The organism is Amycolatopsis sp. FU40 (assembly GCF_021903635.1).
GTDB classification, from domain to species: Bacteria; Actinomycetota; Actinomycetes; order Mycobacteriales; family Pseudonocardiaceae; genus Amycolatopsis; species Amycolatopsis dendrobii.
This window is the reverse complement of sequence record NZ_CP091381.1, coordinates 2,513,661-2,528,497: the sequence shown is the minus strand read 5'-3', so window position 1 is coordinate 2,528,497 and position 14,837 is coordinate 2,513,661. Positions and strand designations below refer to the sequence as shown.

Here is a 14,837-nt window from a genome sequence, read left to right as displayed (position 1 = left end):
GATGCCTCGGCGCGTGGTGGTCGTGGGCGCCGGCGTCGTCGGGCTTTCGTGCGCGTGGTTTTTGCAGAAGCACGGCGCGGAGGTCACTGTCCTGGAGCGGTCGGAAGTGGGGGCGGGCGCCTCTTGGGGCAATGCCGGCTACCTTGTGCCTGCCATGGTGGCACCGCTCGCGGAGCCGGCGCTGCTGCGCGAGGGCGTGCGAAGCTTGCTCACTCCCGGCTCGCCGGTCTCGGTGAGCGCACGGCTGTCGGCGGCGACCATGGCATTCCTGACCGGGTTCGCCCGGAACGCGACAGCCGCTCGATGGCGGCGGGGAATGGCCGCGCTCGGACCATTGGCGGCACGCAGCCTCAGCGCTTTCGACGAACTGGCCAAGGGCGGGGTCGCCGCGGAAATCCACGAGCAGACAATTCGGATCGGGTTCACCGCGGGACAGGACACCGCCGGGCTCGAGCATGAACTGGCCCTCGCCCGTGCCTCCGGACAGGAGATGTCCTACCGGACCACGACGGGGCACGAGGCTCCGTTCTCCGGCCGGATCGCGCAGGTGCTGCATCTGGAAGGGCAGCGGTTCCTCGCACCGGGCACGTTCCTTGACGCGCTCGCCGCGTCAGTGCGCGAGCGGGGCGGCGAGATCGTCGAGGGCGCCCGCGTGCGGGCGATCGGATTCGGGCCGCGCGGGCTGCAGGCGGATACCTGGGCGGGGCCGCCGCACCGGGCCGACGCTGTCGTGCTCGCGACGGGGGCGTGGTTGCCGGAACTCGGACGCCGGTCGGGGGTGCGGATGCCAGTGCAGGCCGGACGCGGCTACTCGTGCAGCGTGCGGCTGGCCGAACCGCTCGCGGGTCCGGTCTACCTGCCCGGTGCCCGAGCGACGCTCACGCCGTACGGGGACCGGGTCCGGATCACCGGCGTCATGGAGATCGCCGCCCGGGACGCGCCCTTCGACGGCAGCCGCCTCGACGCCGTCCTGCGCTCGATCCGCCCCCTGCTCGACGCGGATTGGGACGACGTGCGCGAACCTTGGTCCGGGTCCCGGCCGCTGACGCCCTGCGGACTTCCGGTGATCGGCGCGGCCAAGATCCCCGGCGTCCAGGTCGCGGGCGGCCACGGCATGTGGGGCCTGACGCTGGGTCCGATCACCGGGAAGCTGCTCGCAAGGCAGATCATGACCGGCGCCGGCGCGCCCGAGCTCGTCCCGTTCGATCCGCTCCGCCGCAGTTGAACGGCTTGGGCCGGAGCCGCCGACCCGGAATGCTCGGTCGAGCGCTCGCCCCGGGCCTGCGCCAGCAGACGATCACAGCGGCGATCCGCCGCTCGCCAGGAGGCTTCGATGAGTCATGACGCGTTCACCCCGCCGCCCGCGCCGGCGTTCCGCAGGCAGGGCAATCTGCTGTTGCTGTCCGGCCAGGTCGGGGTCGACGAGAACTGGCGTCCGGTGTCCGGGACGTTCCACGACGAGGCCCGCACCGCCTTCGCGAACGTCCGGCGGGTGCTCGCCGAGGCGGGCGCGCGGCCCGACGACGTCCTCAAGGTCACCGCGTATCTCGCCGATCTCGAGGACTACCCCCGCTACAACGAGGTCTGGACCGGAGAGTTCCCCGGCACGCGCCCTGCCCGCACGACCATCGGCGCGCAACTGGTCGCACCCTTTCGCGTCGAGCTCGATGTGGTCGCTTGGCTCGACGGTACCCCGTGAACGGCAACGCCTTGCCGCCGGTTTTGTCATTGACCGGCGGAGCGAGCTGAGCGACGGGCCCGGCCGGGTTACATTCAGCGGCGAACCCGATGGTGCCGGAGCGGCGCCGCGGACAAGGAAGGTACGGCGCGCGATGCGGCTGAACGCGGTTCGGTGAGCGAGGACCTGCAGCGGGTCGTGGACGCGCTCGCTCGGCAGCTGGGCCGGGCGGTCGCGGTCGACGACGTCCATTTCCGGTTGCTCGCCTACAGCGCGCAGGCCGGTCCGATCGACGACATGCGGGCGCGGGTGATTCTGGACCGCGAGGCTCCGCCGGAGGCCGTCGCCTGGCTGCGGCGGTTTCGGCTTCCCCGCGCTGACGGACCGGTACGCCTACCCGCGGCCGCGGAGTTCGACCTGCTGCCGCGGGTCGCCATCCCGATCCGGTTCCAGGGCGTGCAGTTCGGCTATCTGTGGCTCATCGACGCGGGCGAACCAGTGAACGACGCCGGGCTCGCTCTCGCCGGCGCCGCGGCGGACGAAGCCGCTGAGGTGCTTTTCCGCGAGCGGGCTCTCGGCGAGCTGCACGACGCCCGCGTCGGGGAGTTCCTCCGGGACCTGCTGTCCGAGGACCACGCGGCCCGCGTCCTCGCTGCCGACGGACTCGTCGAATCAGACCTCTTCGCGGCACGCGGCGAAGTCGTCGCCGTCGTCGTCGCGCCGTTGCCGGCAGCCAGTCAGGAAGTCGGCAACGGCGACCGCTTGGCGCTCGGCGCAGCACTGCGCGCGGCGGCCGCCGCGGCACCGGTCCGCGAAAGCATGATCCTCATCCGCCCTGCCCACGGATTGCTCGTCGTGACGCAACGCGCGATGGAACGGATCCCCCGGCTCGCGGACGATCTGTGCGAGTCAGCGGCGCGGCGGCTGGGACGCGCCAGCCGTTGGCGGGCTGTGGTCGCCGGGGTAGGGCGTCCGGTCGCGCGGCTGGCCGACACCGCGACCTCGTATCGGCAGGCGCTCGACGCGATCCGGGTCGCCGACGTCATCCCCCGGTTCCGGCCGGTCGCCCGCCACGACGCGCTCGGGATCTACTCCTTGCTGGCCGCCCAGCCGCGCGAACAGCTCCGCGGCATGGGGGCTGAACAGGCGATCGCCGCGCTCGTCGGCGCCGATCCCGAACTCCTCCTCACCGCGGAGACGTTCCTCGACCGCGCGGGCGACACTCGCGCGGTGGCCGAGCGGCTCGGCGTGCACCGGGCGACGGTCTACTACCGGCTGCGCCGAATCGAGGAACTCACCGGCTTCAACCTGAGCGACGGGGAACGCCGCCTCGTCCTGCACCTCGGCATCAAGGCGGCACGGCTCCTCGGCGACGGTTGACCACTCCCGGCGGAGAAGCGAGCCCGCATCCCGTGCGCAGTCGGATCCGCCGCCGCTGAAACCCTGGCTACGCGGGCGCCCAGGCGCGGCCGGTCTCGATCAGCAGCTTCCGCATTGCCGATCCGGCGGGAGAAAGCCGTTCCCCGCGTCGATGGGCGAGCACGATCCGGCGGCTCGGCGGGCGCGGCGAGACCGCGGTCAGGACCCGGATGTCGTCGCGGAGGCTGTAGAGCGACAGCCGGGGCACCAACGCGATGCCCATGCCGACCGCGACCATCGCCTGTGCTTCCTGGTAGCTGCGCGCTTCGAAGGTGACGATGGGTTCGAAGCCCGCAGCTTCGCAGGCAGCGTTGAGCAGCGCGAGGACGTTCGGCGAGGTGCGGATGATCCACGGCTCGTGCCGGAGTTCTTCCATCCGGACCGACGACCGGGCGGCCAGGCGGTGGCTGGAGGGCACCAGCAGCACGCTCGGATCGCGGAAGATCAGTTCGCTGGTCAGGCTTTTCCCGGGTCCGTCGGCGGGCCGCTCGCGGTCCCAGGTGATGGCCAGTTCGATTTCGCGCGATTCGAGGAGATGCTCGAGGCCGGACAGCTGGGCGCTGTGGATCCGCAGGTCGACTCCCGGATGGTGCGCGCGGAACGCGGAGATCGCCGCGGGCAGGAACGATTCGGTCACCGTCGGGACCGTGCCGAGCCGCAACGTCCCGGTGTTCAGCCCGGCGAGGTCGCGCAGTTCCTCGTGCGCCGCCGACACGATCCGCTCGATCTTCTCCGCGTGGCGCACCACGGCGCGGCCTGCCTCGGTGAGCGTCACGCCCCGCGGCCGTCGCTCGATCAGCGGCTGCCCTGCCTCGTCCTCCAGCTGCCCGATCTGCTGCGAAACCGCGGAAACCGTGTAGCTGAGGCTCTCCGCCGCCGCGGTCAGCGAGCCCGTGCGGGAAACCTCGACCAGCACGAGCATCCGCCGGATGTCCATCCTCATCCCCGCAGCCTACAGCTCAGCTAAAGGCACCTTGAGCAACTTTAGCTGGTTTGAACCGAGGCGGTGCCGCACGCTTGCTCGGGAAGCCGCCAACCGAAGGAGTTCGAGGTGAATCCCCAAGCGAGCACGGTCGATCTGGCGGGTGCGTGGATGCGCGGAGGCACGAGCAAGTGCTGGATCTTCGCCGCGGACGCGGTGACGGCCCTGCCGCTCGATCTCGACGTCGTGCTCGCCAGCGCGCTCGGCTCCGGCGATCTCCGGCAGATCGACGGCGTGGGCGGAGCGACGTCGACCACGTCGAAAGCAGCGGTCGTCTCCCGTGCGACCGGACCCGGCGCCGACGTCGAGTACCTCTTCGGCCAGGTCGGGATCGCCGAACGGATCGTCGAATGGGGCAGCAACTGCGGAAACTGTGCCACCGCGGTCGGGCTCTACGCGGTGCAGGAAGGTCTTGTCGCCGTCGAGGGCGAGGTGACGACCGTGCGGCTTCGCAACCTCAACACCGGCGCAGTGCTGCAGACCGCGATCGCCACCCCGGGCGGCCGCGCGCCGCGGAGCGGGAAAACTCTCGTGCCAGGCGTCGAATCGGGCGGGGTGCCGGTGGAACTGACCTTCCGCGGCCCGTTCGATCTCGACCGTTCGTTCCCCACTCGCCGCCCGAGCCAGGTCGTCGACGCCGGTGGAACGACCGCCGACGCCACCCTCGTCAACGCCGGAGCGCCCGCGATCCTCCTCGACGCGCACAGCGTCGCGATGACCGCGACCGAATCCGCCGAAGCGGTCGCCGAGCGGCTGCCGATGCTCACCGCCTTCCGCGCGGCAGGCGCCGTCCTGCACGGGTTGGTGCCGCCGGGCCGCCCGGCGCCCAACGCGGTGCCCAAGACCGGAGTAGCCGGACCCGCGGCGGATTACCGGACAGCCAACGGAAAGCTGATCCGCGCACAGGACTACGACGTGTCGGTCCGCATGCTTTCGATGCACGCCGCGCACCCCGCGATCGGACTGACCTCAGCGGTGGCTGTGGCGACCGCAGCCGCGACGCACGGCAGCGTCGTGCACTCCCTCGTCGGCGACGGCCGCCAGTCGCTGCGCATCGGGACCCTCGCCGGCGTGGTCGAGGTCCGCTGGACCCGTTCCCCCGACGGGGCGGTCGAGGCGGTCTCCTTGCGCCGGGCGGCTCGAAGGCTCGCGACCGCCGTCGTGCACATCCCGTTCTCGGGCCGCCCGCTGCACCAACTGGAAAAACGTCCCGCTGTCGCCGCCGCACTCGCGGTGTCACGCTGAACTGCGCGCCCGCAGCCGCCAGCCCGCTCTCCCCCGGCACCGGGACGCCACGTCTATCAAGGAGGATAGAAGTGCTCACGCCCTTCACGATGGCCGCCCGACTGGACCGTCTCCCGATCACCAGAGCCCACAAGTTCGCACTGGCCACCCTGGCCTTCGTGTTCCTGTTCGAATTCGGCGACCTGAACACCTTCGCCTACGTCGCGCCGGCGCTGGTCAAGCACCTCGGATTCTCCGTCGGGGACATCGCGGTCGTCACCTCGGCCGCGTTCCTGGGCATGGCGGTGGGCGCGGCGTTCGGCGGACGGGTCTCGGACCTCATCGGCCGCAAACGGGCCCTGCTCTGCTCGACTTCGTTGTTCTCGCTGTTCTCCTTGGTCAACGCGGCCGGGGTCAACGTGCCGACGTTCGTCGTGTTCCGGTTCCTGACCGGAGTCGGTCTGTCGGCGATGGTGGTCGCGGCGACCACCTACATTTCCGAGGTCATGCCTGCCGCGCGCCGCGGGCGGATGCAATCGGCCGTGATGGCCGTCGGTCTCGCGGGCATCCCGTTCATGTCGTTCTCGGCGCGCGGCATCGTCCCGCTCGGCTCCGGAGCCTGGCGGCTGGTCTTCGTGCTCGGCTCCGCGGCGCTGCTGGCCCTTCCCGCGCTCGCGGCCTTGCCCGAAAGCCCGCGCTGGCTCGTCCACAAGGACCGGCTGCCCGCGGCCGAGGCCGTCCTCTCCCAGCTGGAGCGGCGGGCCGGGCCGTTGCCCCCGATCGCCGACGTCCCGTCCGCACCGGCCGCTCCGGCGGGCCCCAGCGGCTACCGGCAGCTGTTCGCCAGCCCGTACGGCCGCACCACCCTGTTCCTCGCGGTCGTATGGATCTTCCAGACCCTCGGCTTCTACGGTTTCGTCGCCTGGGTGCCGACCCTCCTGACGCAGCACGGCTTCAGCGTCGCCAAATCCCTCGGGTTCTCCGCCCTCACCACCATCGGCGCGGTCCCCGGTGCGCTGCTCGCCTGGCCGGTGACCGACCGGCTCGGCCGCAAGCTTCCGCTCGTGGTCGCCGCACTCGCCACCGCGGCGAGCGGGCTGGCCTACGGCCTGACCTTCAACCCGGTCGCCATCGTGGTCTTCGGGTTCTGCGTCAACCTCCTGATCCAGACCTTCGCGACCCTGCTCTACGCCTACAGCCCGGAACTTTTCCCCACCGGGCTGCGCAACGCCGGACACGGGCTGGTGTACGGAACCGGACGGCTCGCCAACATCTTCGGCCCGATGCTCGTCGCGTCGATCTTCGCCGGACTCGGGTACCAAGCGGTGTTCGTGTACATCGCGGCCTGCTGGCTCATCGTCGCGCTGGCGATCGCGTTCTTCGGGCCGCGCACCGGAAAGCGCTCGCTGGAATCGCTGTCCGCGCGGACCGGAGCCCAAGCCGAAGCGGCAAATCCGGTACACGCCGCCAATAACGCCGAAGGGACACTTCGTTGAACACCTCTGCCGAAACCGCTGCTCCCGGAAAAGCCGCTGACGTCATCGTCGTCGGCGGCGGCAACGCGGCATTCACCGCCGCACACGCCGCCGCGGTGCGCGGCCGCCGAGTGGTGCTTCTCGAAAAGGCTCCGCGCGCGCAGTTCGGCGGAAACAGCTACTACACCGCCGGAGCCACGCGGATCGCCCACCGCGGTCTAGCGGATCTCCTCGATTTCATCGAGCCGGACGAGCGGCATGCCGCCACGCACGTGCCGCCGTACTCGCCCGCCGATTACGCCCGGGACCTGGCGAAAGTCACGAACGGCCGCAACGACCCCGGTCTCACCGAAGCACTTGTCAACGAGGCGGCGCCCGGCCTGCGCTGGCTGCACTCCCTCGGCCTGAAGTACCGGCTGATGTACGAACGGCAAGCTTACGAACGCGCCGACGGCACTTACCTGTTCTGGGGCGGCCTGCACGTCGGAAACGTCGGCGGCGGGGCGGGTCTGATGCATGACCACCTCCGGGTCGCGGACCGGCTCGGCACCGAAGTCCGGTACGGACAGGACGTCTTCGATCTGCTGACCGAGAACGGCACCGTGACCGGAGTGAAAGTCCGGCAGGACAACGGGATCGTCCAGGAGCTGCGCGCGGAGTCGGTCGTCCTCGCCGCGGGCGGCTTCGAAGCGAACCGGGAGCTGCGGCGAGCACACCTCGGCCCGGGCTGGGAAAACGCGAAAGTCCGGGGAACCCCGTTCAATACCGGCCAGATGATCACCGCCGCGCTCGCGCTCGGCGCGGCCAAGGGCGGCGACTGGCAGTCGTGTCACTCCACCCAGTGGGACGCCTTCACGCCCGGCAACGAATCCAACCGGGAACTGACCAACCGGCTCACCCGGCAAAGCTATCCGCTCGGAATCATCGTCAACCGCGCCGGCGAACGGTTCCTCGACGAGGGAGCGGACTTCCGGAACTACACCTATGCCAAGTACGGCAAGGAAATCCTCGAACAGCCCGGCTCGGTCGCCTATCAGATCTTCGACGCGGGCCTCCGCCCGATGCTGCGCGCCGAGGAATACGACATGCCGGGCGTTTCCGTCGAAAGCGCCGGCAGCGTCGAGGAGCTGGCCGAGCGGATCGGGGTCGACCCCGAACGCCTCGCCAAGACCGTCAACGACTACAACCGCTCGATCGACGTTTCGATCCCGTTCGACCCCAACGTCAAAGACGGCCGCCGAGCCGGCACGACGCCGCCGAAAAGCAACTGGGCGATTCCCCTCAGCGACGGGCCCTTCTACGCGTATGCGGTCACCTGCGGCATCACCTTCACCTTCGGCGGCCTGAACTGCGACCCGCACGGCCGGGTCCTCGACGAGCGCGGCCGCGCGCTCCCCGGGCTGTACGCGTGCGGCGAGATGCTCGGCGGCCTCTTCTCCGGCAACTATCCCGGCGGCTCGGGCCTGGCGGCCGGGGTCGTCTTCGGCCGCCGCGCGGGTTCGCTGGCCTGACATCCGGACAGTTCTCCCCTAGGCCAGCTCGATCAGCAGCTCGGCTCACCGCGTCAACGGCGTCGGCGGGGGCGGGCACCGGAGGTGTCCCGCCGTCCGGCCGGTCAGCTACCGCGCCGGACCGCGTTTTCCAGCAGGGCGAGCGCCCGTTCGATGTCCTTGCGGTCCGCTTCGTCCAGGTTGGCGAGGAGGGCTTCTTCCCGGTCGAGATGTCCTTCGAGGACCCGGTCGATCAGCTTGCGGCCCGCGGCGGTCAGTTCGGCGTAGCTGACCCTGCGGTCGCCTCGGTGGTCGCGGCGGCGGATCAGGCCGTCGCGTTCGAGGGCGTCCAGCCGTCCGGTGAGAGCGCCGGAGGTGACTAACGAGGAGGCAGCCAGTTCGGACGGCGTCTTCCGGTAGGGACGGCCGGCCCGGCGCAGGTTGCACAGGATGTCGAACGCGCCCGGGGTCAGGCCGTACGGGGCCAGGTACGCGCGCAGGCCGCCTGCGGCGAGGTCGGCGATCCGCCGGACCCGGCCGAAGATCGCGATCGGAGAGGCGTCCAGGTCCGGGCGCTGCCGTGCCCAGTCCGCCACCACCTGGTCGACCGGGTCCATCGTCATCGGCTCCTCGTTCCGCGGCATGCGGACGGAGCCTATCCGCGTCCTAACCGGACTGCGCCGCGGGCTGATCGGCGGCAGCGGGTTGTTTCCCGGCCGGAGCGCGACCGCGGAGCAGCACGACGGCACCGAGCAGCGTGAGCAGCTGCGTCGCGGCGAGCAGTGCGTACCCGGCGGCGAACCCGTGGTCGCCGCCCGCCGCGATCGCCACGCCCATCAAGGCCGGAAGCAGCGCGGACACCAGGTTGCCGACCCCGTTGATCATTCCGTAGGCACTGCCTACCGAGCCCGCCGGTGCGTATTGCTGCACCAGCGTCGGGATCGCGGGTCCTTGCAGGCCCCAGAACGCGTTGGCGAGGATCAGGGTCGCCGCCGCGAGCCAGCGCGAATCGGCGAACGTCACGGTCGTCGCGCACAGTGCGGTGCCGATGCTCCCGATCACGAGCACGAGCGGTGCCCGGCGGCCCGGCATCCGGTCGATGAGCCATCCGCCGAGGAACCCGGACCCGAGGCTGACCACGAACGGCAGCGCGGACAGCGCGCTCATCTGCGCCAGCGAGAAATGCCGTGCTTGCAGCAAATACGACGGCAGCCAGGACGTGCTGCCCCACAGATAGCCGAGCGTCGCCACCTCGATCAGCAGGATCCAGCCGAGCTTGGGCGTGCGCAGCGCTCCCGCGAACCGCCGCAAGGCCGGCTCGCGGACGGTCGTCCGGCGTCGCGAGGCTCGGACGAACACGGCGACCAGCGGCAGCCCGACCACCAGGTTGAGCGCCGCGAGCAGGAGGAACGAGCCGTGCCAGCCGAAGTGCACGAGAGCGAAGGTGATCACCGGAATGCCCAGCGCCTTGCCAAGGGAAACGCCCATCGAGCTGACCGCGTTGGGCTTGCCCCACGCGCCTTCGGCGAAATTGTCCTTGACGTACATGGTTTTCAGCGAGAACAGCGGGCCCTCGCTGGCCCCGAGCAGGAACCGCAGCGTCAGCAGCAGCAGCGCGCTCCCGGCGTACGGGGACACGAGGGTGAACAACGCCCAGCACGCCAGGCTGACCAGCAACCCGCGCCGCACCCCGAACACCGCTTCGTACCACGGCGTGATCAGCATGGCCGCGATTCCGTAGCCGGCCAGGAAAAGCGTCATCAGAGCGCCTTGCGCCGCCCGGCTGCCCGCGATCCCGAAGTGCTGGGCGAACGCCGGATCGGTGATCAGCACGGACACGTTGACCCGGTCGATGTACGAGATCGCCACCACCACGAGCAGCGCCAGCACACCCAGCCACGCGGTCATCGGCGCGCCGGGACGCCGGTCTTCGGTCGGCACGGTCACCGCGGTTCCTTTCCGGGCCGGACCATCGCGAGGCGGCCCGGACCGCGCGGACCCGCCGCGCCGCCAGACCGGCCGCCTCGGCCGGCGGGGTCGCCCGGAAGTATCTTTGTCCTAAGATGCTTATGTCAAGCTATCTCGGCAGGGTCCTCTCCCCCGTGCCCAACGCGGTGAACGTACGTGAGGGGACCTTGACGGAATGTGATTCCGTCAAGGTCCCCTCACGTACGTTTGCGGGAGCGGGGCGATCAGCCCCACACCGGTTCGCTCGCCGGCGCGAGCAGATCGCTCACATCACCGGAAAGATCCTCCCCGGGCACACCGCGCCGGAACAACCGCCCGGGCGCACCGCCGCTCGTCGACACCCCCGCCAGCTCCGCCCAGCCGCCCCGGACCCGCAGCCACGTGCCCTCGCGCAGGCCGAGCACCGGAATGTCGTTGCACTCGTGGAATTCCGCGAGCCGTTTCTCCCGGGTCTCGCCCATGTGCGTGCTGCCCGGGTCGGGGTCGACGTAATGCGGGTTGAGCTGGAACGGCACCAGGCCCAGCGACGTCAGGCTCGGCGGCTCCACGATCGGCATGTCGTTGGTGGTGCGCACGGTGGGCCCGGCGATGTTGGTGCCCGCGCTGGCGCCGAGGTACGGCATTCCCCCGGACACCCGGTCCCGCAACGGTGCCAGCAACCCGCGCCGGTACAGCTCGGCCAGCAGGCGGAACGTATTGCCGCCGCCGGTGAACACCGCCTGGGCCGAGCGCACCGCGGCGACCGGGTCGTCGGCGGTGTGCAGCCCGCGCACCCGCACCCCGAGCGGCGCCACCGCCGCGGCGATGCGCTCGGTGTAGCCGTCGTGGTCGGCCAGCGCGAACGGCACGAACAGCAACTCGGCACGCCCGTCCAGCACCTCGGCCACCGCGTCCAGCGCGTGCTCCAGCGGAGCGCGGCCGTGGTTGGTCGAATTGGACAGCAACAGCAAGTCAGTCACGCGATTCTCCTCGGTTCGCCCGCCATTGTTCAGCAAGTCCGCAGCAGCCGGTCCACGACCCGCACGGAGAACCGCAGCGACTCCACCGGCACCCGTTCGTCCACGCCGTGGAACAGCCGGTTGTAGGGCAGTTCCGGCGGGACGCGCAGCGCCTTGAACCCGAAGCCGCGGATGCCGAGCCCGGACAGCGCCTTGTTGTCGGTGCCGCCCGCGTTGCAGTACGGCGTGGGGTGGCCGTCCGGATCCTCCGCGGTGACGGCCGCGCACATGGCGTCCACCAGGGGGCCGTCGAAGCCGCTCTCCATGGCGATGTCGCGATGGATGAACTCGCGGCGCACCGACGGCAGGAGCAGCTCGTCGATCGTGTCCAGCAGCTCCTGCTCGTACCCGGGCAGGAACCGGCCGTCGACCGCGGCGGTGGCCCGGCCGGGGATGACGTTGACCTGGTACCCGCCGGAGATCATGGTCGGGTTCGCCGAATTGCGCAGGATCACGTTCACCAGCTCCCCCACCCGGCCCATCCGCGCCAGGCTTCCGTCCACATCGGAGGGATCGAACGGGACGCCGAGCAGCTCCGCCGCGCGCTCCAGCAGCGCCCGCACCGGTTCGATCAGCCGGACCGGGAACCGGTGCCGCCCGATCCGGGCGAGCGATTCGGCGAGATCGGTGACCGCGTTCTCGTCGTTCGGCGAGGAACCGTGCCCGGCCCGGCCGGCGGCGGTCAGCCGCAGCCATGCCTGCCCGCGCTGCGCGCACTCGATCGGGTACAGCCTGCTGCCGTTGCCGAGGTCGAACGACACCCCGCCGCCCTCGGTGATCGCCTCGCCCACGCCGTCGAACAGGTCCGGGCGGTTCTCGGCCAGCCAGTGCGAGCCGAATTTCCCGCCGCCCTCCTCGTCGGCGAGGAAGCCGAACACGATGTCGCGCGCGGGTTTCTCGCCGGTGCGGCCGAACTGCCGCGCCAGCGCGAGAATCGCCGCGTCGAAGTCCTTCATGTCGATCGCGCCGCGGCCCCACAGCATGCCGTCGGCGATCTCGCCGGAGAACGGCGGGACGCTCCACTCGTCGGCGTCGGCGGGCACCACGTCCAGATGTCCGTGCAGGAGCAGCGCGGGCCGCGACGAGTCCACTCCGGACAGCCGGGCGAACACGCTGGCCCGGCCGGGCGCGCTTTCCACCAACGTCGGTTCCAGCCCGGCGTCGGAGAGTTTCTCCGCGACGTACTCGGCGGCCGGCCGCTCGGCCGCGCCCGGGTTGGACGTGTCGATCCGGATCAGGTCCCGGCAGAGGTCGACCACCTCGTCCTGCGCACCGGTCACCGGGCCACCTCCTCCAGTTCCGCCGAGCCCACCGGCCGGATCAGCCCGGCCTTGCCCAGCACCGTGTACAGGATCGCGGCGGTCAGCAGCGAGTTCAGCGCGGGGATGCCCCAGTGCACGAACTCGCCGACGCAGAACGCCACTGCCCAGACCGCGATCGTCGCGGGCACCCACACCGGCATCGTCGCTGGGACCCGTCCGGCGGCGCGCGTCTCTCGCAGCGGCGTGGAAAGCCGGCGTACCAGGAAGTACTCGGCCACGATGATCCCGCCCACCGGCGGGATCGCGACGCCCAGCACCGACAGGAACGCGGTGAAGTGCTGCAGGAACCCGATCGCGGACAGCACCGTCCCGGCGATCCCGATCACCAGCGTGACGACGCCGCGGTGCAGCGGGCGGCCGAACACGGTCCGCACGAAGTTGACCACGCCCAGCGAAGAGCCGTAGAGGTTCCAGTCGTTGATCTTCGCGGTCGCCAGCACCACCACGATCAGCCCGACGAAGCCCGACGTGGACAGCACGATGTGCGTGACGTCGGAACTGCCGACGAGGTGCCCGAGCAGCACGCCGGTCATGCCGACGATGTACTCCGACAGCACGATCGACGCGGAACTCTGCAGCAGGACGTGCCAGCCCTTGCGGTTGAACCGGGTCATGTCCGGGGCGACGACGGCGCCGGTCATGTAGCCGCCCGCGATGATCGTCGCCGCGGCCGGGATGGAGATCGCCGTCGCGGTCGGCGCGGCCGACATCAGCGCGCCCACCGAGTGGTCGGACAGGGTCGAGACGACGCTCCACGCTACGAGGCCGAAGAACAGCGGCACCGCGACCTTCGCCAGCCACATCATGTACTTGAAGCCGTAGATCACCAGCAGCGTCAGGACCACGCCGGACACCGCGCACCACAGCCACGGCGGCCCGCCGACGAGGGCGTGCATGCTCTTGCCGAAGATGCCGTTCTGCACGCCGAACCAGCCCACCAGGCTGATCGCGATCACCAGGCTCACCAGCGCGGAGCCGTTGCGGCCGAATCCGGTGAACCGGGTCAGCATGGTCATGGTGAGCCCCTCGCGCTGGCCGGCGAGGCCGATCAGGAAGATCACCACCTCCAGGATCACCGCGCCGAGGGTGAACGCCCAGAACGCGTCGGAGAACCGCATTCCCACGCCGAGCGTCGCGCCGAGCACGAACTGCGACAGCGAGCCGGACTGCGCGAGCCACTGCAGCAGCATCGAACCGAACCCGTAACGGGCGCTTTCGGGGACGCGGCGCAGCGAGTAGTCGTCGTTGCCGATCCGCTTCTTCGCGTGCTTCGCGGTTGTCGTCGCGGTGCTCATCCGGCCACCTCCGTGCCCAGCGTCTGCAGGTGCGCCATCGAGCCGTAGCGGGCTTGCAGATTGGCGAATTCCGTCTCGTCGTGGAAGTGCAGCGCGCCCGCGCCGAACTGCTTGGCGACCTCGACCGCGTAGCGCGCGGCGGCCGCGATGTCCGTCTCGTGGCTGGCCCCGGTCGCGCAGCCCGCCACCGTCGCCGCCGAGGTGATCGCCAGCCCGGCGACCGGCGCGTCCGTCGCGGTCGCCGGCTGCAGGATCGAGTTCAGGTGGTAGACGCCGTTGCCGTAGGGCGTGATGTCCTGCGTGGTGATCGGGTAGGTCACCAGCGGCGCACCGGTCACCGCTTCCAGCAGTTCGCCGAGGCCCTCGGAGACCCGCAGGATGTAGCCGCTGCGCACGGTCGGGGAAAGGGCGAGCCCGCGGTGGTTGATCACCCGGTTGCCCTTGGTGGTGTCGATCGACAGCACGGCGGCCATCTCGTCGGACAGCTCGTAGCTGTTCATCGTGGCGATGTCGACCGGCGAGTTCATGAACGGCACCGGATCGTGCGGCAGGGTCGGCGCGTCCGGGCAGATGTGCGTCCCGATCAGCACGTCGCCGGCCAGCACGTCCCCGCGCGCCCGCATCGACAGCAGTTTGGCGGCAGCGGCGAGCGCCGCGGCGGCGCCGTCCCCGTCGGACACGAACCCGGTCACCTCCGGCCGGGCGCCGACCCCGCCGAGCCGCCCCACCACACCGAGCGTGGGCGCGTCGCCGCCCGCCGTGCGGCCGCGGCTGCCGGACACGCGCACCCGGACGAAATCGGTCTTCCCGGCGGGGCCGGGCACCGTCGTGATCTCCGCGCCGCTGCCGTCCGCGCCGGCGACGGCGTCGAGGTAGGCGACGACCTCTTTCCCGGTCACCGCCGGGTCGTCGAGGATTTCGAGCAGTTCCAGGACGTGTTTGAGCATGTGGTTCCTCTGGAGAGTTCAAGGCCGCCGGGGATTGGT

General features: G+C 70.7%; 13 protein-coding genes. 6 read left to right on the top strand and 7 right to left on the bottom strand.

Features of this window, described 5'->3' with window-relative positions:
* Window position 1: 1 nt before the first annotated feature.
* From L3Q65_RS12545 to L3Q65_RS12535, 3 genes are all read left to right on the top strand, one after another.
* Window positions 2–1,225 carry an FAD-binding oxidoreductase gene (locus L3Q65_RS12545; protein ID WP_182889523.1) on the top strand — a complete coding sequence of 408 codons (1,224 nt, stop codon included), beginning with the start codon at window positions 2–4 and terminating at the stop codon, window positions 1,223–1,225.
* Between the two features lie 108 nt (window positions 1,226–1,333).
* Window positions 1,334–1,699 (top strand): RidA family protein, encoded by a 366-nt coding sequence (locus L3Q65_RS12540; protein WP_237599716.1) that lies wholly within the window; start codon window positions 1,334–1,336, stop codon window positions 1,697–1,699.
* 153 nt (window positions 1,700–1,852) lie between these two features.
* Window positions 1,853–3,058 (top strand): CdaR family transcriptional regulator, encoded by a 1,206-nt coding sequence (locus L3Q65_RS12535; RefSeq protein ID WP_182889423.1) that lies wholly within the window; start codon window positions 1,853–1,855, stop codon window positions 3,056–3,058.
* Between the two features lie 67 nt (window positions 3,059–3,125).
* On the opposite strand, the gene L3Q65_RS12530 is transcribed toward L3Q65_RS12535, so the two are convergent.
* Complete coding sequence (locus tag L3Q65_RS12530) at window positions 3,126–4,040, bottom strand: LysR family transcriptional regulator (protein ID WP_182889424.1); 915 nt, start codon at window positions 4,038–4,040, stop codon at window positions 3,126–3,128.
* A 108-nt stretch (window positions 4,041–4,148) separates the two neighbouring features.
* Between L3Q65_RS12530 and L3Q65_RS12525 the strand changes: the two genes are divergently transcribed.
* The 3 genes from L3Q65_RS12525 to tcuA all read left to right on the top strand — a co-directional run bounded on the left by L3Q65_RS12525 (window position 4,149) and on the right by tcuA (window position 8,289).
* Complete coding sequence (locus L3Q65_RS12525) at window positions 4,149–5,324, top strand: PrpF domain-containing protein (protein WP_237599715.1); 1,176 nt, start codon at window positions 4,149–4,151, stop codon at window positions 5,322–5,324.
* Between the two features lie 71 nt (window positions 5,325–5,395).
* Window positions 5,396–6,799: an MFS transporter gene (locus tag L3Q65_RS12520; RefSeq protein WP_237599714.1), complete on the top strand. Its 1,404-nt coding sequence runs from the start codon at window positions 5,396–5,398 to the stop codon at window positions 6,797–6,799.
* Entirely contained in the window at window positions 6,796–8,289 is a 1,494-nt protein-coding gene (gene tcuA, locus L3Q65_RS12515; RefSeq protein ID WP_182889426.1) for an FAD-dependent tricarballylate dehydrogenase TcuA, read from the top strand. The genes L3Q65_RS12520 and tcuA overlap by 4 nt, the downstream gene beginning before the upstream one ends.
* Before the next feature lie 104 nt (window positions 8,290–8,393).
* On the opposite strand, the gene L3Q65_RS12510 is transcribed toward tcuA, so the two are convergent.
* The 6 genes from L3Q65_RS12510 to L3Q65_RS12485 all read right to left on the bottom strand — a co-directional run bounded on the left by L3Q65_RS12510 (window position 8,394) and on the right by L3Q65_RS12485 (window position 14,798).
* A complete protein-coding gene (locus L3Q65_RS12510) occupies window positions 8,394–8,912 on the bottom strand; it encodes a MarR family winged helix-turn-helix transcriptional regulator (protein ID WP_237599713.1) in 519 nt (172 codons plus the stop codon).
* Between the two features lie 22 nt (window positions 8,913–8,934).
* Window positions 8,935–10,215 carry an MFS transporter gene (locus L3Q65_RS12505; protein ID WP_237599712.1) on the bottom strand — a complete coding sequence of 427 codons (1,281 nt, stop codon included), beginning with the start codon at window positions 10,213–10,215 and terminating at the stop codon, window positions 8,935–8,937.
* Window positions 10,216–10,460: 245 nt separating this feature from the next.
* Window positions 10,461–11,195 carry a dipeptidase PepE gene (gene pepE, locus L3Q65_RS12500; RefSeq protein WP_182889427.1) on the bottom strand — a complete coding sequence of 245 codons (735 nt, stop codon included), beginning with the start codon at window positions 11,193–11,195 and terminating at the stop codon, window positions 10,461–10,463.
* A 29-nt stretch (window positions 11,196–11,224) separates the two neighbouring features.
* On the bottom strand, window positions 11,225–12,514 hold the full coding sequence (locus tag L3Q65_RS12495) for a M20/M25/M40 family metallo-hydrolase (protein ID WP_237599711.1): 1,290 nt from the start codon (window positions 12,512–12,514) through the stop codon (window positions 11,225–11,227).
* A complete protein-coding gene (locus L3Q65_RS12490) occupies window positions 12,511–13,851 on the bottom strand; it encodes a cytosine permease (RefSeq protein ID WP_237599710.1) in 1,341 nt (446 codons plus the stop codon). The genes L3Q65_RS12495 and L3Q65_RS12490 overlap by 4 nt, the downstream gene beginning before the upstream one ends.
* Window positions 13,848–14,798, bottom strand: coding sequence for a DUF1177 domain-containing protein (locus tag L3Q65_RS12485; RefSeq protein ID WP_182889430.1), 951 nt, complete (start codon window positions 14,796–14,798; stop codon window positions 13,848–13,850). Before L3Q65_RS12485 ends, L3Q65_RS12490 begins: the two co-directional genes overlap by 4 nt.
* Window positions 14,799–14,837: the final 39 nt, after the last annotated feature.